The sequence below is a fragment of the Thermoanaerobaculia bacterium genome, from assembly GCA_035260525.1.
GTDB lineage: Bacteria > Acidobacteriota > Thermoanaerobaculia > UBA5066 > DATFVB01 > DATFVB01.
In genome coordinates this window covers 1-20,330 of the sequence record DATFVB010000356.1, presented here as the reverse complement: position 1 = coordinate 20,330, position 20,330 = coordinate 1, and the positions used below count along the sequence as shown (strand labels likewise).

Annotated in this window: 19 protein-coding genes and 1 tRNA gene; 9 read left to right on the top strand and 11 right to left on the bottom strand. The window is 69.3% G+C overall.

The features are described from left to right. From ligA to VKH46_16945, 3 genes are all read left to right on the top strand, one after another. Positions 1–1,398: NAD-dependent DNA ligase LigA (ligA, locus tag VKH46_16955; GenBank protein ID HKB72523.1), on the top strand; the 1,398-nt coding region annotated here is incomplete at its 5' end. Next, positions 1,395–2,801, top strand: coding sequence for a sigma-54 dependent transcriptional regulator (locus tag VKH46_16950; protein HKB72522.1), 1,407 nt, complete (start codon positions 1,395–1,397; stop codon positions 2,799–2,801). The genes ligA and VKH46_16950, both read left to right, overlap by 4 nt. Before the next feature lie 2 nt (positions 2,802–2,803). Beyond that, complete coding sequence (locus VKH46_16945; GenBank protein ID HKB72521.1) at positions 2,804–3,019, top strand: hypothetical protein; 216 nt, start codon at positions 2,804–2,806, stop codon at positions 3,017–3,019. A gap of 505 nt (positions 3,020–3,524) precedes the next feature. Here the strand turns inward: VKH46_16945 and glmM are convergent. The 7 genes from glmM to tilS form a co-directional block, all read right to left on the bottom strand. Then, entirely contained in the window at positions 3,525–4,844 is a 1,320-nt protein-coding gene (gene glmM / locus VKH46_16940; protein HKB72520.1) for a phosphoglucosamine mutase, read from the bottom strand. Next, positions 4,841–5,491: a CdaR family protein gene (locus tag VKH46_16935; GenBank protein ID HKB72519.1), complete on the bottom strand. Its 651-nt coding sequence runs from the start codon at positions 5,489–5,491 to the stop codon at positions 4,841–4,843. Before VKH46_16935 ends, glmM begins: the two co-directional genes overlap by 4 nt. After that, complete coding sequence (gene cdaA / locus VKH46_16930) at positions 5,488–6,291, bottom strand: diadenylate cyclase CdaA (GenBank protein HKB72518.1); 804 nt, start codon at positions 6,289–6,291, stop codon at positions 5,488–5,490. The genes VKH46_16935 and cdaA overlap by 4 nt, the downstream gene beginning before the upstream one ends. Then, on the bottom strand, positions 6,288–7,247 hold the full coding sequence (folP, locus tag VKH46_16925) for a dihydropteroate synthase (GenBank protein HKB72517.1): 960 nt from the start codon (positions 7,245–7,247) through the stop codon (positions 6,288–6,290). The genes cdaA and folP overlap by 4 nt, the downstream gene beginning before the upstream one ends. A gap of 256 nt (positions 7,248–7,503) precedes the next feature. Next, positions 7,504–9,417, bottom strand: a complete 1,914-nt coding sequence (ftsH, locus tag VKH46_16920) for an ATP-dependent zinc metalloprotease FtsH (GenBank protein HKB72516.1) — start codon at positions 9,415–9,417, stop codon at positions 7,504–7,506. Positions 9,418–9,519: 102 nt separating this feature from the next. Next, a complete protein-coding gene (locus VKH46_16915; protein ID HKB72515.1) occupies positions 9,520–10,071 on the bottom strand; it encodes a phosphoribosyltransferase family protein in 552 nt (183 codons plus the stop codon). An 11-nt stretch (positions 10,072–10,082) separates the two neighbouring features. Beyond that, positions 10,083–11,057, bottom strand: coding sequence for a tRNA lysidine(34) synthetase TilS (gene tilS, locus VKH46_16910; protein HKB72514.1), 975 nt, complete (start codon positions 11,055–11,057; stop codon positions 10,083–10,085). Positions 11,058–11,132: 75 nt separating this feature from the next. Between tilS and VKH46_16905 the strand changes: the two genes are divergently transcribed. After that, entirely contained in the window at positions 11,133–11,537 is a 405-nt protein-coding gene (locus VKH46_16905; protein ID HKB72513.1) for a cobalamin B12-binding domain-containing protein, read from the top strand. A gap of 42 nt (positions 11,538–11,579) precedes the next feature. Further along, positions 11,580–12,203 carry an enoyl-CoA hydratase/isomerase family protein gene (locus VKH46_16900; protein ID HKB72512.1) on the top strand — a complete coding sequence of 208 codons (624 nt, stop codon included), beginning with the start codon at positions 11,580–11,582 and terminating at the stop codon, positions 12,201–12,203. On the opposite strand, the gene VKH46_16895 is transcribed toward VKH46_16900, so the two are convergent. Then, positions 12,204–12,290: transfer RNA gene (locus tag VKH46_16895), tRNA-Leu, on the bottom strand. It abuts the gene before it with no gap. Between the two features lie 105 nt (positions 12,291–12,395). Here VKH46_16895 and VKH46_16890 point away from each other — a divergent pair. The 4 genes from VKH46_16890 to VKH46_16875 all read left to right on the top strand — a co-directional run bounded on the left by VKH46_16890 (position 12,396) and on the right by VKH46_16875 (position 15,808). Then, on the top strand, positions 12,396–12,902 hold the full coding sequence (locus VKH46_16890) for a CarD family transcriptional regulator (protein HKB72511.1): 507 nt from the start codon (positions 12,396–12,398) through the stop codon (positions 12,900–12,902). 35 nt (positions 12,903–12,937) lie between these two features. After that, the gene (locus tag VKH46_16885; GenBank protein ID HKB72510.1) at positions 12,938–13,648 is read left to right on the top strand and encodes a hypothetical protein; all 711 of its coding nucleotides are present in this window, start codon (positions 12,938–12,940) and stop codon (positions 13,646–13,648) included. After that, entirely contained in the window at positions 13,645–14,235 is a 591-nt protein-coding gene (locus tag VKH46_16880; GenBank protein ID HKB72509.1) for a tetratricopeptide repeat protein, read from the top strand. Before VKH46_16885 ends, VKH46_16880 begins: the two co-directional genes overlap by 4 nt. Positions 14,236–14,452: 217 nt before the next feature. Next, positions 14,453–15,808 carry a replication-associated recombination protein A gene (locus tag VKH46_16875; GenBank protein HKB72508.1) on the top strand — a complete coding sequence of 452 codons (1,356 nt, stop codon included), beginning with the start codon at positions 14,453–14,455 and terminating at the stop codon, positions 15,806–15,808. A 13-nt stretch (positions 15,809–15,821) separates the two neighbouring features. Here VKH46_16875 and VKH46_16870 read toward each other — a convergent pair whose 3' ends face one another. The 3 genes from VKH46_16870 to secA form a co-directional block, all read right to left on the bottom strand. After that, positions 15,822–16,565 (bottom strand): diguanylate cyclase, encoded by a 744-nt coding sequence (locus tag VKH46_16870; protein HKB72507.1) that lies wholly within the window; start codon positions 16,563–16,565, stop codon positions 15,822–15,824. A gap of 397 nt (positions 16,566–16,962) precedes the next feature. After that, positions 16,963–18,480 (bottom strand): IMP dehydrogenase, encoded by a 1,518-nt coding sequence (guaB, locus tag VKH46_16865; protein HKB72506.1) that lies wholly within the window; start codon positions 18,478–18,480, stop codon positions 16,963–16,965. Then, positions 18,477–20,330, bottom strand: a 1,854-nt coding sequence (gene secA / locus VKH46_16860; protein HKB72505.1) for a preprotein translocase subunit SecA, incomplete at its 5' end; no start/stop codon positions are given. The genes guaB and secA, both read right to left, overlap by 4 nt.

Here is a 20,330-nt window from a genome sequence, read left to right as displayed (position 1 = left end):
GCTTCCGGCACGATGAGGCTCCTCGATCCGCGCGAAACGGCCCGGCGGGGGCTGGACACGTGGATTTATCAGGTTGCGGACCCGCCGGGGCTCGACCTGACGCAGAACGAGATGCTCGGTCGCCTCGCGAGTCTTGGTTTCCGCGTCAATCCGCATTTTCGGAGGCTCGATTCCTTCGAGGACGTCGTCGAATTCATCCGGGAATGGGAAGGCAAGCGCCACGACCTGGAATACGAGACGGACGGTGTCGTCGTCAAGATCGACGAATTCGGGGTTCAGAACCAGCTCGGGACGACGGCGAAGTCTCCTCGCTGGGCGATTGCTTTCAAATTTCCCCCCGAAGAGGCGCTGACGGTCGTTCGCGAGATCGGAGTCCAGGTGGGGCGGACGGGGACCCTGACGCCGGTCGCGCAATTCGATCCGATCGCGATCGCGGGAACCGTCGTGCGCCGCGCCACGCTCCACAACTACGAGGACCTGACGCGCAAAGACGTCCGGGTGGGGGACACGGTCGCCGTCGAGAAGGGGGGCGACGTGATCCCGAAGGTCACGCGCGTGCTCCTCGACCGCCGCCCGCCGGATTCGCCCCCCTTCACGATGCCCGCGGCGTGCCCGGCGTGCGGCGAGGCGGTCGTCCGCGAGGAGGGAGAGGTCGCGACGCGCTGCGTCAACGCGTCGTGTCCGGCCCAGGTCCGCGAGTCGGTGCGGCATTTCGCGGCGCGCAAGGCCATGGACGTCGAGGGGCTCGGCGACAAGCTCGTCGAAAAGCTCTTCGACGAGAAGATGCTGACCGACGCCGCTTCGATCTACGACCTCGACGCCGGACGCCTCGCCGCGCTGGAGCGGTTCGGCGAGAAATCGGCCGCCAACCTCATGGCCCAGATCGAGAGGAGCAAGGGGAGCGGTCTTTCGCGCCTCCTCTTCGCGCTCGGCATCCGGCACGTCGGCGAGAAAGCCGCGCGCTTGCTGGCGCGCCGCTTTCGCACGATCGCGGCGCTCGCGGCGGCTCCGCGCGAGGCGCTGATGGCCGTCCCCGAGATCGGGCCGAACACCGCCGACGCGATCCGCAGCTGGTTCGAGCGCCCCTCCAACGCGGCCCTCGTCGAGCGGCTCCTCGCCCACGGCGTCTCGGGGGAGGAATCGGGACCGGCGGAGCCGTCCGCCGGGGCGCTCGCCGGAAAGACCGTCGTCCTCACCGGGACGATCGAGGGGGTCACGCGGGAGGAAGCGGCGGCGCGAATCGAGCAGGCGGGCGGGAAAGTCGCCGGCTCGGTCTCGAAGAAGACGTCGTTCGTCGTCGCGGGGGAGAACGCCGGGTCGAAGCTCGACCGCGCCCGTGCGCTCGGGGTCCCCGTGCGGACGTGGCCCGAGGCGCTCCGCGAGATGGGCGAATCGTGAGCGGCGCTCCGGCGGTCGCGATCATCGACGACGACCCGGGATCGCGGCGGGCGATGGCCGAGACGCTGCAGCCGCTCGGCCCGGTCGTCGAGTTCGACGACGCGGCCCGCGCCCTCGAGCACATCGCCGAGCACCCCGAGGTCTCGGTCGCGGTGTGCGACGTCGTCATGCCGGGGATGGACGGCGCGGCCTTCCTGCACGAGGTGCGCCGCCGGAAGCTCGACGTCGCCGTGATCCTCGTGACGGCGTACTCCTCGATCGCCGAGCGGGTGCTCGCCGAGTCGGACGACTACCTGGAGAAGCCGGTCGACCGCGACCGGCTGAGGAAGCGCGTCGCGATCTGCCGCGAGCGCAAGCGGCTCGAGAGCGAGGTCGTGCAGCTCCAGGCCCGGCTCGACAAGAAGTACGGCTTCGAACGAATCATCGGCCATTCCGAGGCGATGGAGCGGCTCTTCGACCGGATGCGCACGGTCGCGCCGACCCGGACGACCGTTCTGATCGTCGGTGAATCCGGCACGGGCAAGGAGCTCGTCGCCAACGCGCTCCACCAGAACTCCCCCCGCCGCGCCCGGCGGTTCGTGCCGATCAACTGCGGCGCGATTCCGCGCGACATCCTCGAGTCGGAGCTCTTCGGCCACGAGAAGGGCGCGTTCACGGGCGCGCTCGCGCGCAAGATCGGGAAGGTCGAGCTCGCCCAGGGAGGAACCCTCTTCCTCGACGAGATCTCGGAGCTCTCGGCCGAGCTGCAGGTCAAGCTCCTGCGCGTGCTCGAGGACCACCGCATCATGAGGGTCGGAGGAACCGAGCTGATCGACGTCGACTTCCGCCTGATCGCGGCCACGAACCGCAACCTCGAGCGCGAGGTGCAGGCGGGGCGGTTCCGGAGCGACCTCTACTTCCGGCTCAAGGTCGTCACCCTCGAGATCCCGGCGCTCCGCGACCGGCCGGAGGACCTGCCGCTCCTCGTGCGGCACTACCTCGACCGGTTCGCCGAGGAGCACGGCCGGCCCCGGCGCGAGCTCTCGCTCGCGGCGCTGAAGGCGCTGCAGCAGGCGCCGTGGCCCGGCAACATCCGGGAGCTGAAGAACGTCCTCGAGAACCTCGTCCTCTTCGGGGACTCGGCGCGGGTCGAGCTCGACGACCTCCCCGCCGAGGTGCTGCGGCCGGCCGCGTCGGCGCCCCCGGATCCGGACGCCTCGCCGGTCTCGTCCGTCCGTCCGATGGCGGAGATCGAGCGCGACGCGATCTTCGCGGCGCTCCGGCAGACGCACGGCCGGAGGGGAGAGGCGGCGCGCCTGCTCGACATCGGGCTGCGGACGCTGCAGCGAAAGCTCAAGGAATACCGCGCGGGGAACGGTTCGCGCGAGTTCGGCGACGACGACGAGAAACGTGAGGAGGCTTAGCGATGGACCTTCCGGCCCGGGTGATCGTGTTCGCTCCCGGCATGGAGATCAAGAACAAGCCGGCGACGCTCGTCTCGGTGTCTCCCCAGGGCTATTACGAGCTTCACATGGAGTTCTCGGGACGCCGCCACACCGTCCTTGCGCCGATCTCGGAAACCGGCCTCGTCTTCAACGATCCGGAAGAGGAGTTCGCCAGCGTCGGCGAGATCGAACGATAGGCTGGCGACGCGAGGCATCGAGCCGGGCGGGCGCGTGCCGCCGGCCGGCGGCTCGACGTACGGCTTTCGGTACGCCTTCACCGCCGGCCGTCGACCCGCATCCCGCCGGGCTCGCGCCTCGCGTCGCTTCGATGTCTTCAGAGCTGACTTCCTTCTCGAGAGAATGTCGCGCAGGGCTGGCGACGCGATTCCGTCGCGGGAGCTGGCTCGGGGGACGGGAGCGCATGGCGGCGGGGCGGCTCGTCGGACGAGCGACTCGACCGCGCCGCCACCACCCCTCGCCGACGCTCCCGCATCGCAGAGCTGTCGCCTCGGTGACTTCGGGCGAAAGCTATCCGCGATGCGATAAGCCCCGGGAACGCGTCGACTTCGTCTCCAGATCCGTATCCGCCTCGCAACTCGTCAGCGATTCGATGGCACAGAGAGTGAAATTCCGCTGGCCCTCGTTACGCCGGTGTGATCGACATCCGGGATCTGTCGCAATAATGAGCCCCTGACCGCTTGATCACACCCTGAGCTCCTCCTCGGCGACGCCGCACAGCCGCTCCGCGATCGACTCGACGAGGGACCGCTCCGGTCCCTCGACCATGACGCGGAGGAGCGGTTCGGTCCCCGAGTAGCGCAGCAGGATCCGCCCCTCCCCGGCGAGATCCCGCTCCGCGTCCCGAACGGCGCGGGCGAGCCGGACCACCTCGTCGAGCGGCACGCGACGCCCGATCCGGAGGTTTCGGAGGACCTGGGGGACCTTTCGGAGATCGGCGAGCGCGGAGAGCCGCTCTCCCGAGCGGACGAGGAGCGAGGCGACGGAGAGCGCGGCCAGGATCCCGTCCCCCGTCGTCGAGAGCGCGCCCTGGATGACGTGGCCGGACGACTCCCCGCCGAGCGTCGCGCCGTTCTCCTGCATGGCGCGGACGACGTGCCGGTCGCCGACCGGCGTGCGAACGAGGGAGACTCCGATTCCCGCGAGCGCCCGCTCCAGACCGAGATTGGTCATCACGGTTCCCACGACGACGGGGGGATCGAGCGCCGCCTTCCGCGCGAGGTCGCGCGCGAGGAGCCAGAGGACGTCGTCCCCATCGAGGATGCGGCCGTTCTCGTCGGCCAGGATCACCCGATCCGCGTCGCCGTCGAAGGCGGCGCCGATGCGGAACCGCCCCGAGGCGGCGAGCGAGGCGAGCTTCTCGGGATGCAGTGCGCCGCATCCTTCATTGATGTTCCGGCCGTCGGGCGCCGCTCCGTGGACTTCGGCGAGGGCGCCGGCGTCGGCGAAGATCGCCGGCCCGATCTCGAACGCGGCTCCGTGCGCGCAGTCGAGGACCGCCGCGAGACCTTCGAGCGGCTCCGGGACCGCGTCCGTGACGTGCCGGCGGTACGCGGCGGCGAGCGCCGGGTCGACGCCGGCGACGGCCTCGTCTGCGGGCGCGGCCGTTTCGCCCGGCAGCGACTTCTCGATCTCCGCTTCCGCCGCGTCGGGGAGCTTGAGGCCGTCCGCGCCGAATATCTTGACGCCGTTGTCGCGCCACGGGTTGTGCGACGCGGAGATCGCGATACCGAACGCCGCCCGGCGTTGCCGGACGAGGTCCGCGACGGCGGGCGTCGGGACGACGCCGGCGTTCTCGAGGAAGACCCCCTCCGCTGCCAGTCCTCGCGCGACGGCCGCGAGGAGGCCGGGCGTCGACTCGCGCGTGTCGCCTCCGACGACGCCCCGCGCCGCGCGACCGCCGACCATCCGGCCGAGGATCCGGCCGATGCGGTACACCGTCGGCAGATCGAGGGGATACCGTCCCGCTTCGCCGCGGATCCCGTCGGTCCCGAAGAGGCTCATGCTCCGCCCGTCTTCCAGTGCACGTGGACCGAGACGACGCCCTTGGGCTCGACGACCCGGATCGCGGTCTCGGCCGCGAGCGTCGCGGCGGCGGTGAAATCGCCGGCCCGCCCCGACAGCGAGATCGGGTCCGTGGCCACGGCCTGCGTCCGGGCGACCTCGCTCTCGGGCCCGGTGATCCGCGCCGTGGGGGGGGCCACGCGCGCGGTGACCGCCGCCGCGTTCGCGCCCGTGAAGCGCGGCGTGATCGGGACCACCTTCTCCGCCAGACGTTCGATCCGCACGCGCACGGCGGAGGGCGCGATCGACACGACCTCGAGATCTTCGGGCCCGTTGATGTCGTCGCCGCCGAGCTTGTAGATGCGGTCGCCGGGCCGCGCGTCGGCGAAGTCCATGACCGCCTCCATCTTGGAGGGGTCGGCGATCCGGATGGCGTCGAACGGGCCGCGGAGCCGGACGTCGACGGTATCGGGGAGCGGGGAGGCGATGACCATGTCGCGCGGCAGGTTGACGACCGTGAGCGGAATCACGTAGCCGCGTTCCGAGATTCGTTGCCGCCGCTGCCCCGAGAGCGAGAACCAGAGGAAGAACGCGAGCGCGAGCGCCAGGACCTTCCAGGCCAGGTTCTCGAAGAGCAGCCTCCTCACGGAACCGGGCTCTCCGAGGCCGCGCCGGAGGTCAGATGCGACAGGATCTCGCGCAGCGCCTTCCCGTCCAGGCCGTCGGTCAGCCGCCCGTCGCGGGCGAGCCCGATCGTCCCGCGCTCTTCGGAGACGACGATCGTCAGCGCGTCGGTCTCCTCCGAGATGCCGATGGCCGCGCGGTGCCGCGTCCCGTATTCCTTCGGCAACCCGGTCCGCTGGGTGAGCGGCAGGAACGACGATGCCGACGCGACCCGGCGGTTGGAGATGATCACCGCTCCGTCGTGGAGCGGCGTTCCCGGAACGAAGAGGTTCACGAGCAGCTCGTAGGAGACCGCGGCGTCGAGCCGGACCCCGTTCTCGATGTAGGTCTTCAGGCCGTCCCGCCGCTCGATCACGATCAGCGCGCCGATCCGCTTGGCCGCGAGCGACGTCGCGGCGAGCACGACGTCCGTGACGAGGTCGTCGGTGCGCGGCGCGTTGAAGAACGCGACGAGCGGGTTGCGCCCGAACTGCTGGAGCGCCCGGCGGATGTCGGCGGCGAAGAGGACGATGACGGCGAAGGGGAGATAGAAGAGGACTTCCTTGAGCACGCCGCGGAGCGTCGGGAGCTTCAGCAGGACGGAGAACCAGTACACCGCGAGGACCGCGAGGATCCCCAGGATCATCTGGACCGCGCGGGTCCCGCGGATCAGGAGCAGCAGGTTGTAGATGATCAGCGCGACGACGAGGATCTCGATCACGTCGCGCCAGGTGAAATGGAGCCGGGACAGCATTCCCACGCGCGAGGTCACCGTCGGGATCATCGCCCGATTCTATCCGCCCCCGAATCGGGCCCCGCCGCTTCCCGGAGCGCCGTCTCCATTTGCGCATACGCCTCCGGGGAAGCGCCCGCCTTCGCGGCGGCCTCCGGTCCCGGCGCTCCGGCGCGCAGCGTCTCGAAAAAGCGCCTCGTCGCGGCGACGTCGTGGACCCGCACGACCGAGGCGCCCCGGGCGGCGGCCTCCGCGGCGGCCGCCAGCGACCCGGCGAGCCGCAGCCGCGGGGGGGCGTCCGCGGGGAGGCCGGAATATCGCGCCGTGAAGCCTTTTCGCGACGCGCCGACGACGATCGGGAAACCGAGCTCGCAAAATCGCCGGAGCCGCGCGATCAGGAGCAGATTGTGGGAGGCGCTCTTTCCGAAGCCCAGGCCGGGGTCCAGCGCGATCCGTCCGGCCGGGATCCCGGCCGCCTGCGCGCGCGCCGCCGCGTCGGAGAGGTGGACGGCGATCTCTTCGATCGGCGCGGAATACGACAGATCGTTCTGCATCGTGCGCGGGTCGGTCCCGCGCATGTGCATCAGCACCACCAGGGCGCCGGCGTCGGCCGCGGCCGCGCCGGATCCCGGGTCGTGGCGGAGCGCCGTCACGTCGTTGACGATCGACGCCCCGGCGGCGAGCGCCGCGCGCGCGACGGCCGCCTTTCGGGTGTCGATCGAGACCGGCACGCCGGCCCGCCCCGCGAGCGCTTCGACCACCGGGACGACCCGTCCGATCTCTTCCGCGGCGGATACCTCCGCGGCGGCGCCGTAGACCGGCGGGCGCGTCGATTCGCCGCCGACGTCGAGTATCGCCGCGCCTTCTTGCGCGAGCCGGAGACCGTGCTCGACCGCCGCTTCGACGGAGGGGTACGAGCCGCCGTCGGAGAAGGAGTCGGGCGTGACGTTGACGATCCCCATGAGGATCGGCAGCGGCCGGCCGTCGAGGATTCCTCGCCACTCCACGGAGCGGATTATCGCGGAAGTGTTCGTTCCGCAGCGAGAATGGCAGACCGCAGAGGTCCGTGAGAAGCAGTGAGATCTCCGGTTCCTCGGCCCCTTCGCGGCGCGACGAAGTCTCGCGCAATCCCTGCGCGGGACGACTCGCGACGCGGGAGCGGAAGCGCGGCGAGGGGGTGCCCGTCCGCGCGGTCGAGTCGCTCGTTCGACGAGCCGCGCGACGGGCACGCGCTCTCGGTCCCCGAGCGAGCTTCCGCGACGGTCAGGCGGGTTCCGGAACCAGCCCGCCCGGCGTCCCCGCCGTCGCGGGCGCTCCCGGCGGAGCGACGGGCGGCGGCTTCGGAGGCCCGCTCTTGCGAAGCTTCGAAATGTCGGTGCCGCTCTCCTCGGCGATGATCGCGAGGATCTCCTCGCCGTCGAGGACTTCCTTCTCGAGGAGCGTCTTGGCGATGCGGTGCATCGCTTTCTGGTTCTCCTCGATCAGCTTTCGGCCGCGCTCGTACGCGCTCGTCACGATCCGCTTGACCTCGTTGTCGATCTGGATCGCGGTCGCCTCCGAGTAATCGGGGCGACGCCCCAGGTCGCGGCCCAGGAAGATCTCCTGATCGGGCTTTCCGAACGTGAGGGGGCCCATGCTGCTCATGCCCCACTCGCAGACCATCTTGCGGGCCATCTCGGTCGCCTTCTCGAAGTCGTTGCCGGCGCCCGTCGTCATGTGGCCGCTGAAGAGCTCCTCGGCGATCCGCCCGCCCATCATCACCGTGATCGTCGCGTCGAGGAATTCCTTCGTGTACGAGTACTTGTCCTCGGAGGGGAGCTGCATCGTGAGCCCGAGGGCCTGTCCGCGCGGGATGATCGTGACCTTGTGCAGCGGGTCGGCGTCGGGGAGGATCGCCGCGATCAGCGCGTGCCCTCCCTCATGATACGCGGTGTTCCTCTTCTCCGCCTCGCTCATGATGAGCGTCTTGCGCTCGGGGCCCATCAGGACCTTGTCCTTCGCGAACTCGAAGTCGGTCATCTCGACCTTCTTCTTGTCGAAGCGCGCGGCCATCAGCGCCGCCTCGTTGACGAGGTTCGCGAGGTCCGCGCCCGAGAACCCGGGCGTGCCGCGGGCGATCACCAACAAGTCCACGCTCTCCGACAGCGGGATCTGGCGGGTGTGAACCTTGAGGATCGCTTCGCGTCCCTTCAGATCCGGACGGTCGACGACGACGCGCCGGTCGAACCGGCCGGGACGCAGCAGGGCCGGGTCGAGGACGTCGGGGCGGTTCGTCGCCGCGATCATGATGACGCCCTCGCTCGTCTCGAACCCGTCCATCTCGACGAGGAGAGCGTTGAGCGTCTGCTCGCGCTCGTCGTGCCCGCCGCCGAGGCCCGCGCCCCGGTGCCGGCCCACCGCGTCGATCTCGTCGATGAAGATGATGCAGGGCGCGTTCTTCTTCCCCTGCTCGAAGAGGTCGCGGACGCGCGACGCGCCGACGCCGACGAACATCTCGACGAAGTCGGAGCCGGAGATCGAGAAGAACGGCACGTTCGCTTCGCCGGCGATCGCCTTGGCGAGGAGCGTCTTTCCGGTTCCCGGAGAGCCCATCAACAGCACGCCCTTCGGGATCTTGCCGCCGAGCTTCTGGAATTTCCCCGGATCCTTCAGGAACTCGATGATCTCCTGCAGCTCGACCTTCGCCTCGTCGCATCCCGCGACGTCCTTGAACGTGACCTTCTTCTGGTTCGGCGTCAGCAGCTTCGCGCGCGACTTGCCGAAGGAGAGCGCCTTGTTTCCCCCCATCTGCATCTGCCGCATGATCACGACCCAGATGACGATGAGCACGATCAGAGGCGCCCACGAGAGGAGCATCGCCGTCAGCGTCGAATCCTTCGGCTCGTCGGCCTTGATCTTCACCTTGGACTCCCGGAGCTCCTTGACGAGATCGGGATAGCTCGGGGCGTAGGTCTTGAACTCCGCGGGCTTGGCTCCCGGCCCGCCCTTGAGGATGCCGTGGATCTCCTGTCCGCGAATCGTGACCTCGTCGACCTTCTCCGTGTGCACCGCGTCGAGGAAGTCGGAGAACGTCATCTCCCGGGTGCCGGGCGCGCCGCCGCGGAACACGTTCCACGCCAGGATGATGACCACCAGGATCACCATCCAGAGGAGAAAATTCTTCACGGTCGAGTTCAAGCGGTCACTCCTTGCCGGCCGGGAAATGGTCGATCCGGGCTCCGGCGCCGGCGGCGCACACGGACGCCCGGCTGGACAAGCATAACGGATCGTTCCGCGCTTTTATTGCCCGATTTCGGCCGTCGGGGAAGGGGAAAGGACCGCGATGTGGGGGAGATGGCCGTACTGGCCGGCGTATTCCATCCCGTAGCCGACGAGGTGGTCGTGATCCGTCGACGGGAAGAGGACGTAGTCGACGAGGATCGACGTGCGGCGTTCGTGCGGCCGGTCGACGATCGCGGCGAACCGGATCGACGAGGGATCGTCCGCGCGCAGTTGATTCATTAAGTACGTCTCGATGACGCCCGTGTTGACCACGTCCTTCAGGACGACGACCTCCTTCCCCGCGAGCGACAGGGGGGTCGCGAAGTCGATCTCGACCGATTCCTTCCCTTCGATGTCGCGCCGCATCACGTTGATGAACTCGAAGCCGTGCGGCCGCTCGATCTTCCGGCTCAGGTCGGCGAGGAAGAACGCCGACCCTTTCAGCAGCGAGAGGAGGACGAGCGGCCGGTCCTCGTAGTCCCTGCCGATCCGGAGCGCGATCTCCGCCACGCGCGCGGCGATCTCCGGCTCGGAGTGACGGAGCTTCAGCGTCGGTTGAGCGGAAACCACTTCCGGAAATTCTACAACGTTCTCCGGGCCGACACGACGCCTCGGCGGTTCCGGAAGTCCACTCGTCTCCCGGCCTGGAAACGGAAGGGTTCCCCGGCCCGGGCGAGCTTCTCGAGCGCGAGGAGCTCCGGCCGGGAGAGCGGGCGGCCCCCGGCCCGCTCCGCCATGGCCAGCAGCGCCCGGCGCAGGGCCGCGGAGGGGAGAGCCGAGAGCAGCGCGGAGTCGACGGAGATCTCGCCGCCGCCGCCGGCCAGCCGCGGCAGGACGTCGCGCGCGAACAGGTCGTCGATCCATTCCCGGTCGCGCGAGAGCGCCTCGGCCGAGGCGGCGAGGTTGGCCGTGACGGCGCTTCCGAAGCGGCGCTCGAGAAGGGGGACGACCCTCCGGCGCACCCAGTTCCGATCGAACGCGGGGTCGTCGTTCGTCGCGTCGCGGCGATACGGGATCCGGCGCTCGCGGAGGTAAGCGAGAATCGCACCGCGCGAGACTTCCAGGAGCGGCCGCACCACGCCGTCTTCGCGGCGCCGACGGATGCCCGCGATCCCGGAGAGAGGCCGTCCGCGCAGCAGCGCGAGGAGAACGGTCTCCGCCGCGTCGTCGCGAGTGTGCCCGGTGACGACGGCCGAGGCGCCCGCGCGCTCCCGCATCGCGGCGAGCGCCCGGTAACGGAGCTCGCGGGCGGCGTCCTCGCGGGATCGCCCCCGCGGCGGGACGGGGAGGCGCTCCTGGAAGAAGGGGACGCTCCGCCGCCGGCACCACGCTTCGACGAAGGCGGCGTCGCGGCGCGACCGCTCCGCCCGCCAGCCGTGGTCGACGTGCCCGGCGGCGACCGACGCCCCGAACCGCGGGGCGACCGCCGCGAGGGCGGCCAGGAGCGCCATCGAGTCGGGTCCGCCCGAGACGGCGGCCAGAAGGGGGCCGGTGCGCGGAAGGTCTCCCTCTTCGAACGCGCGCGCGATCGCCGGCTCCGGCGCGACCGTTCTCACGCCGGCGATTCTATCGTCCGGCCGCGACGATCCCTCCGTCTGTGACGAGGCCCGCGAGCATATAATCGGCCGCGCATGGATCCGCTCCGCGTTCTCATCGCCAAGCCGGGGCTCGACGGGCACGATCGCGGGGCGAAAGTCGTCGCCCGGGCGCTTCGCGACGCCGGCATGGAAGTGATCTACACGGGACTCCGGCAGACGCCCGTGCAGGTCGCCGCGGCCGCGATCCAGGAGGACGTCGACTGCGTCGGAATCTCGATCCTCTCGGGCGCGCACAACGTGCTCGTCCCGGAGATCCTCGACGAGCTCGCCCGGCGCGGCGGCGGCGACATTCCGGTATTCGTCGGCGGGATCATTCCGGACAAGGACATCCCGCCGCTCGTCGCGCGCGGCGTCCGGAAAGTGTTCCTGCCGGGGTCTTCCACCCGCGACATCATCGCGTTCATCCAGGAGGAGATCGGCCAGCGGCAGCGGGCATAATCCCCGCCGCGTTTGCGACTCTCGCACGGCCCGGGCGAAACGTTGACGGATTCCTGGCGAACGTCTCGCGAGGGCCCGGTCGCCCGGTTCTTCCTCGACACCGGGGAGCGCCCCCCGACGCTGTCGCCGGAAATTCTCGGGGAGCTGGCCGGAAGAATCGACCGGGAGGCCGCCGCGGGCGCCTCGGTCGCCGTCATCGCGTCTGCCGCGGCGGGCGTCTTCGCGGCAGGCGCCGACCTCCGCGTCGTCCGCGAGCTCACGCCGGCCGTCGGCTACCTGTACGCCCGGACGGGGCAGGAGGCGCTTTTCCGGATTGCGCGGGCCGCCTGCGCGACCATCGCCGAGATCGACGGAGCCTGCTATGGAGGCGCGCTCGACCTGGCGATGGCCTGCGACATCCGGTTCGCGAGCTCCCGGGCGGCCTTCTGCCATCCGGGGCCCCGCCTGGGGATCGTGACCGGGTGGGGCGGCACCGTCTTCGCTCCGAGGCGAATCGGGGTCGCCCGGGCCCGGCGGCTGTTCCGGTCCGGCGAAGTCTTCGACGCTCCCGCGGCCTACTCGATGGGGCTGGTCGACGAGCTCGCCTCCTCCGAGGATCTTTCCGGCCGAACCGCCTCGGCCGCCCGGCAGATATCACAAGGCAATTGGAATCAGCTATTTCGGTGATGGTGCCGGAGGTCGGAATCGAACCGACACGGGGTTTCCCCCGCGGGATTTTGAGTCCCGTGCGTCTACCAGTTTCACCACTCCGGCGAAGGGGCGGATTATCGGCCCCGGTTTGTCGGAGAGTCAAGCGCGCCGAATTGACGCCCCTATCTCTTTGAGTTAGAATGGCGAGCTCTACGAAGGAGGGCGACTTTGGGCTTTCGAGTTGGCGAAAAGATTGTCTATCCCAACCACGGCGTTTCGATCGTCGAGCAGATCCGCGAATCGGAGATCGCCGGACTCCGCAACACCTATCTTCACCTGCGATTGATCTCGAACAATTCCAAGGTGATGGTTCCCATCGAGAACAGCGAGCTCATCGGTCTTCGCCGGCTCACGATCCGGAAAGAAGTGAATTCCCTCCTCCGGACGCTCGCCAACGGACGGGTCTCGCCGCTCGCGGACTGGAAGGGCCGTTACAAGCAGAATCTCGATAAGATGCGGAGCGGGCGGCTCCAGGACATCGCCGAGGTCCTCAAGGCGCTCAACCACGTGATGCAGAAGAAGGCGCTCTCCTTCCGCGAGAAGAAGATGTACGAGCGCGCGAAATACCTCATCGTCTCGGAGATCGCCGTGATCGACGGCGCGAGCGAGGAGGAAGTCGCCCGCCGCGTCGATCGGGCGCTTGCCCGGTCGATGCAGAAGTCCGCGGCGAGCTGAGACTTCCCGGACGGAACCGAACCGGAACCGGCGGCGTGGCAGGACGACGAATCGCGGTCTGGCTCGCCGCCGTTCTCGTGTCGGGGACGGCACTCGCGGAGACCCGCGGGGAAGTGCTCCGTTCCCTGCTCGCGATCGAACGCCGCGCGCTTTCCGCCGAGACCCGGCGGCTGGCCGATCTCTCGCGGCGGCTCGAGGCGGCGGCGTCCGATCTCACCGCGGCGTCGCGAAATCTGTCCGAGGCGTCGGGCCGGAGCGACGCGGCGCTGGCGGACGCCTCCGATGCCGTCGCGCGCTCCCTGGCCGCGCTCGAGTCGGCCGCCTTCGACGAGCGGCTCGCTCTGGATCGGATCGGGCACCTTCGGGACCGGATCGGCGAGCTCGAGCGAGAGTCGGCGGCCGCGCGGCCGGGACACGAGGACTCGCTGTCGGGAGAATGGCGCGTGAGGATCGACCCGGGAGTTCAGGAGGGCGACCTGCGTCTCTCGCTCGACGGGACGCTGGTCGGCGGATCCTATGTTCTCCAGGGCGGGATGTCGGGCTCGGTCCGCGGCACGTTCGTCGGCGACCGGCTGAAGTTCGACCGGGTCGATTCCCGGCTCGGATTCATCGCGGTCTATTACGGGCGGCTGATGCCCGACGGCGTCACGCTGACCGGAACCTGGGAGGGAACGGAGCTCGCCAACGCGGGGCCCACGTCCGGGACCTGGAGCGCCGTCAAGAAGACGGAGACGGAGGAGCCGTGACGCGGGACAACTTCCTTTTCGCGCTCGTCGGCGTGCTCGCCGGGTTCATCCTCGGCTATTTCGTCGCGACCGGCGGCCACGCCCCCTCCGCCGCGACGGCGTCGGCCCCGGCCTCGGCGCCCGCGGGCTCGGGAACCGACGCGGCGCTCGCGCCCTCTTCCACCGAGCTCGCCGCGAGGGTGAAGGAGATGCAGGCGGCGGTCGCGCGCGACCCGGAAAACGCCGACGTGATGCTCCAGCTGGCCAACGCCGAGTACGACGCGAGCGACTGGAAAGCGGCGGCCGAGGCGTACGAGAAAGTCGTTCCGAAGAAGCCGGGCGACCCCAATCTCCTCACCGACCTCGGTTCCTGCTACCGGAACATGGGAAGGTTCGACAAGGCGCTCGAGATGTACCAGAAGGCGCAGCAGATCCAGCCGACGCACTCGCAGTCGCTCCTCAATATGACGCTCGTCTACGTGTTCGACTTGAAGGACGCCGGCAAGGCGCAGGCCGCTTTCGACCGCCTGAAGAAGGAGCATCCCGAGATCCCGCGGCTCAACGACCTGCAGCTGCGGATCTCGGAGCTTCGCGCCGCAAAGAGCTAGCGCGGATCATACGGGTCGCTATACGGACGCGGGGGGCCGGCCGGCGGCTCGACGTACGCGCCGGTACGCCTTCACCGCCGGTCCGGCCGCCCGCGCGCGTCTTCCAACCCGTCTGACCGCGCCTCGCGGCTTTCGCCGTTGACGAAAGGTCGGGGCCGCGACAGCCCCTCGGCTCGCGCCTCGCCGCGCCTCGGGACGCGGGTATATCGTTTCGAGCATGTCGGACTCGCTTTTCGGCGGCGAAACGCCCGCCGCGACGGAGACGAAGGTCTCCTCTTCCGCTCCGCTCGCCGAGCGGATGCGGCCGGCCTCGCTCGACGAGATCGAGGGCGCCGAAGCGCTGATCGGCCCTGCGAGCTTCCTGCGCCGGGCGATCGAGGAGGATCGCCCGCCGTCGATGATCTTCTGGGGGCCGCCCGGAGTCGGGAAGACGACCGTCGCGCGGCTGATCGCGGCGCGCACCCGTTCCCGGTTCGTGTCGGCCTCGGCGGTCGCGAGCGGCGTCAAGGAGATGCGGGAGATCCTCGAAGGCGCGAAGCGTCTGCGGGGCTCGACCGGCCAGCGGACCATCCTCTTTCTCGACGAGATCCACCGGTTCAACCGCGCGCAGCAGGACATCTTCCTCCCGTTCGTGGAATCGGGCGACGTCACGCTCATCGGCGCGACGACCGAGAACCCCTCTTTCGAGCTCAACGGGGCGCTCCTCTCCCGATGCGAGACGATCGTCTTCGAGCCGCTGTCCGCCGAGGCGATCGAACGGATCCTGCGACGGGCGATCGCGGATCGCGACCGGGGCCTCGGCCGGAGCGGCGTCGAGCTGACGGACGACGCGCTGGCGTTCGCGGCGCGCTTCGCCGGCGGGGACGCCCGCCGGGCGCTCAACCTGCTCGAGGCGGCGGCATCGGACGCGGCTTCCGGCCAGCGGCGGATCACGGCGGCGAGGCTCCGCGAGATCTCGCGCAAGAAGATCCTCCTCTACGACAAGTCGGGGGAGGAGCACTACAACCTGATTTCCGCTCTCCACAAGTCGATGCGCGATTCCGACGTCGACGCGTCGATCTACTGGCTCCTCCGGATGATCGAGGCCGGGGAAGAGCCGCTCTACCTCGCGCGGCGAATTGTCCGCTTCGCGTCGGAAGACGTCGGGCTCGCCGACCCGCGCGCCCTGCGCGTGGCTCTCGACGCCAAGGAAGCGTTCGACTTCCTCGGAAACCCGGAGGGCGTCCTCGCCCTCGTCGAGGCCGCCGCCTACTGCGCGCTCGCGCCGAAGTCGAACGCCCTCTACGTCGCGGAATCGCAGGCGCGCGCCGACATCGAGGAGCTCCCGCAGGAGCCGGTCCCTCCGGTCATCCGGAACGCCGTGACCCGGCTGATGAAGCAGGTGGGCTACGGCAAGGGTTACCGATACGCCCACGACGAGCCGGAAGGAGTCGGCGGGATCGAATGCCTTCCCGAATCGCTGCGCGGCCGCCGGTATTACGACCCGAAGGGCGCGGGGGAGGAACGGGAGGTCGCGGAGCGCCTCGCCGCGATCCGCGCGGCGCGCCGGCGCAAAGCGGAGCGAGAGAAGTAGGCCGCCCGGCGAGTCAGCTGGCGATCCGGACGTGCGTGCCCTGGCGGCGCGCCTCCGCGAGCGCGTCCTGAGCCTGAAGGAGCACCCGCTCGTGAGGGATCTCCGGGACGCCGTAATACGCGCCGACGTTGGCCTTGCAGAAGAATCGCGTCCGGGCGTCCATGACGGGCCGCTCGGAGATCTGCTCGCACAGGCGCTGGGGAAGCTCGTCGAGGCGTAAGGGGGCTTCGGGCAGAAGGATCGCCACCTCCAGACCTCCCCATCGCGACACGATCGCGTCGGGAGGCGCGACCCGGCGGACGGCCGCGGCGATGTGGAGCAGGAGCGCCTTCGTCAATCCGCTTCCGTGCTGCGCCTCGGAGCCCGCCAGCCCCTCCACCGCGGCGAGCATGACCGCCAGCGGCGAGCGGGTCTCCCGCGATCTTTCGACCGCGCGGACGAGCTCCTGCCGGAAGGCGCTCGGCGTCAGGAACCCCGTGAGGTCGTCGTGCCGCGCCTTGTCGCGGAACCAGTCACGGCGGAGGCGGAGGGCGTCGATGCGGCCTCCCGCGATTCCTCCGAACAGGGCGAGCAGGAGGGTCGTTCCCGCCACGAGGAAGGCGTAGAAGTACCCGTTCTCCCGCAGTTCGGTGCGCCATGGGATCTTCTCCACGAAGACCCGCAGGAGGAACGTGGCCGTCGGAACGATCCACCCGAGCTCCGCCCCGAGAAGCGCCAGCCGGCCGCGGGCGGCGCGGCCGCGGGAGGCCTGTTCCACGGAGGATCCGTCACGATCGGGCATGGAGTGATTGTCGCCGCCCTTCCGCCCCGGGGAATAGATGCGTTCGAACCAAACCGGCCGTTCTGACCGAATCGCGTCATCGGACCAGACGGAGGGGAAAAGTGCCGCTCTTTGTACAACTCGTTCAAGACGCAGTGGCGAATCCTTCATGAAAGGGAGGCGCCGCGAGACGTGCCGTCCGGGCCCACCGGTGATGAAACGGGCGGCTGTGACGGGTCGTGACAATCGACGACAACCGAAAGGCGCGGTCAGGCGCGAGCGAGACGGGATGCGGGTCGCCCGCGGCGTCCCGAGGCGTACTGCGGTCAGTACGTTGCAGGGCGCCGCGGGCGGCACGCGCCCGTATTCGCTCGATGCATGGCCGAGCCAGCCACTAATCGACGCGGTAGTTCGGGGCTTCCTTCGTCACCACCACGTCGTGAGCGTGCGATTCCTTGAGACCCGCGGCGGAGATCCGCACGAAGCGCGCCTTCGTCCGGAGCGTCTCGATGTCCTTCGATCCGGTGAGCCCCATGCCGCTCCGCAGGCCGCCGGTGAGCTGGTGAACGAGCCCCGCGAGCGCGCCCTTGAACGGCACCATGCCTTCGATTCCCTCGGGAACGAGCTTCGACAGGACTCCTCCGCCTCCGCCGTTCTCGCCGGCGTACGTCTCCTCGACGTTGTCCTGGAAGTAACGGTCCGAAGACCCCGATTTCATCGCCGCGAGCGAGCCCATTCCCCGATAGGCCTTGAACGTCCGGCCCTGGTAGAGGATCGTCTCGCCCGGGGATTCCTCGGTCCCGGCAAAAAGCGAGCCGATCATGACGACGTGCGCGCCCGCGGCGATCGCCTTCGTGATGTCGCCCGAATACTTGATCCCGCCGTCGGCGATGAGAGGCACGTCCGTGCCCGCCACGGCGCGGGCGCACTCGCGGATCGCATGGATCTGGGGGACGCCGGCCCCGGTCACGACGCGGGTCGTGCAGATCGAGCCCGGGCCGATCCCGACCTTCACCGCGTCCGCGCCGAGCCGCACGAGGTCGCGCGCGCCTTCGAAGGTCGCGACGTTCCCGGCGACGACCGGCGTCTCGGGGAAGCGGTGCTTGAGCTCCGCGAGCGCGTCAAGGACCCCCTGGCTGTGCCCGTGCGACGAATCGAGGACGAGGAGGTCGGCCTGCGCCCGGATGAGGGCGGCCGCCCGCTCCTGGAGGTCGGCGGCGACGCCGACCGCGGCCGCGACGCGCAGGCGCCCGAGCCGGTCCTTGCAGGCGCTCGGATACTTGATCTGCTTCTGGATGTCCTTGACCGTGATGAGCCCCTTGAGATTCCCCTGGCGGTCGACGACGAGGAGCTTCTCGATCCGATGCTTGTGGAGGAGCTCCTTGGCCGTCTCGAGGGAGGTCCCGACCGGGGTCGTGATGAGGTTTTCCTTCGTCATTCGGGAGGAGATCGGGTGGTCGAGCTTCGTCTCGAAGCGCAGGTCGCGATTCGTCAGGATCCCGACGAGCTTGCCGGCGTGGTCGACGATCGGGACGCCGGAGATCTTGTATTTGCGCATCACCGCGAGCGCCTCGTGGATCGGCTGCTCGGGATAGCAGGTCACCGGGTCGACGATCATCCCCGACTCGGAACGCTTGACCTTGTCGATCTCGGCGGCCTGCGCCTCGATCGAGAGGTTCTTGTGGACGACCCCGATGCCTCCCTGCTGCGCCATCGCGATCGCGAGACGCGACTCCGTCACGGTGTCCATGGCCGCCGACACGATCGGGATGTTCAGGCCGATCTTCGCGGTGATGCGGCTTCGGAGGTCCGCTTCGCGCGGATGGATCGTGGAGTGGGCCGGCAGGAGGAGGACGTCGTCGAAGGTGAGCGCGAAGGGGAGGTCGAGAGCGGGTCCGCCCGCGTCGCTCACGCGTTCACCCCGACGGGCGCGCCGTGGCACTTCTTGTACTTCTTCCCGGAGCCGCAGGGGCAGGGGTCGTTGCGTCCGACCTTCGGTTCGCTCCGGTGCACGGTCTCGACGGCCTCGGTGCCCGGGCCGTGCGAGTACGTGACGTTCTTCGGCGGCTGCCGGCGCTGGACGGGCGGCGGCGCCGCCGGTTCGGCTTCCGCCTCCTCGTCGCCCGCCGGCACCGGCTGCAGCCGGAAGAGGTACTTGACGATCTGGTCCTCGATCCGCTCCTTGAGCACGGTGAAGAGCTCGAACGACTCCTTCTTGTACTCGACGAGCGGGTCCTTCTGGCCGTAACCGCGCAGCCCGATCCCTTCCTTGAGGTGGTCGATCGCCAGCAGGTGATCCTTCCAGAGCTGGTCGACGACCTGCATCATCACGTAGCGCTCGTGACTCCGCATCGATTCGTCGCCGAGAAGCTTTTCCTTGGCGTCGTAGATCGCGTCGGTCTTCTCCATCAGCGCCGTCAGGAGCTCGCGCCGCGAGAGCGACGCCGGGTCGACCCCTTCGCGGTCGATGTCGAGGCCGAAGTACTCGCGCAGGTCGGTCCGCAGCGAATCGACGTCCCAGTCGCGCGGGTCCTTCTCCTCCGGACAGCAGCGGTCGAGCACGTAGTCGAGGACGGTGTCCCGCAGCCCGAGGACGTAGTCCCGCCCTTCCTTCCCCTCGAGGATGTCGCGGCGAAGCTTGTAGATCGCCTCCCGCTGCTTGTTCATGACGTCGTCGTACTCGAGGAGGTGCTTGCGGCTCTCGAAGTTCCGGGCCTCGACCTGCTTCTGGGCGCGCTCGATCGCGCGGGACACCATCTTGTGCTCGAGCGGCACGCCCTCTTCCATGCCGAGCCGCTTCATGATGTTCGAGAGGCGGTCCGACGCGAAGATCCGCATCAGATCGTCTTCGAGAGAGAGATAGAAGCGCGACTCGCCGGGATCCCCCTGGCGGCCGGACCGGCCGCGGAGCTGGTTGTCGATGCGGCGCGACTCGTGGCGCTCGGTGCCGATGATGAAGAGGCCTCCCTTCTCGAGGACCTCCTTCTGCTCGGCGGCGCACTTCTCCGCGAGGTCGCGCTTCAACGTCTCGAACTCCTCCGGGTTGGCCGACTCCTTCGCCCGGTGCTGCGCCATCGCCTCGGGATTGCCGCCGAGGATGATGTCGGTCCCGCGTCCCGCCATGTTCGTCGCGATCGTGACCGCGCCGGCGCGCCCCGCCTGGGCGACGATCTCGGCTTCCCGTTCGTGGAATTTCGCGTTCAGCACGACGTGCGGGACCCCGCGGCGCTTGAGCAGGTTCGACAGCCGCTCCGACTTTTCGATCGAGACCGTCCCCACGAGGACCGGCTGACCCTTCTGGTGGAGGTCGCGCACGCCGTCCGCGATCGCGTCGAACTTCTCCGGCTCGGTGCGGTAGATCGTGTCCTGGTTGTCGATGCGGATCATCGGCCGGTGAGTCGGGATCACCGAGACGGCGAGGCCGTAGATCTCGTGGAACTCGTCCGCTTCGGTGTCGGCCGTGCCGGTCATGCCGGCGAGCTTGTCGTACATGCGGAAGTAGTTCTGGAGGGTGATCGTCGCGAGCGTCTGGTTCTCTTTCTCGATCTTGACGCCTTCCTTCGCCTCGACCGCCTGGTGCAGGCCGTCCGACCAGCGGCGTCCGGGCAGGATGCGCCCGGTGAACTCGTCGACGATCAGGACCTGGCCGTCCTTGATGACGTACTCGACGTCCTTGCGATAGAGCGTGTGGGCCTTGAGCGCCTGCTCGGCCGCATGGAGGAGCTCGACGTTGCGCATGTCGTAGAGGTTTTCGACGCCGAG

What these genes read in the sequence shown, in the direction of transcription:
- cdaA (HKB72518.1), bottom strand. Translation starts at nt 6,291, where the DNA reads ATGATCCCGACGGTGACCTCGCGCGTGGGAATGCTGTCCCGGCTCCAT.
- VKH46_16875 (HKB72508.1), top strand. Translation starts at nt 14,453, where the DNA reads ATGTCGGACTCGCTTTTCGGCGGCGAAACGCCCGCCGCGACGGAGACG.
- glmM (HKB72520.1), bottom strand. Translation starts at nt 4,844, where the DNA reads ATGAGCCTCTTCGGGACCGACGGGATCCGCGGCGAAGCGGGACGGTAT.
- VKH46_16905 (HKB72513.1), top strand. Translation starts at nt 11,133, where the DNA reads ATGGATCCGCTCCGCGTTCTCATCGCCAAGCCGGGGCTCGACGGGCAC.
- VKH46_16945 (HKB72521.1), top strand. Translation starts at nt 2,804, where the DNA reads ATGGACCTTCCGGCCCGGGTGATCGTGTTCGCTCCCGGCATGGAGATC.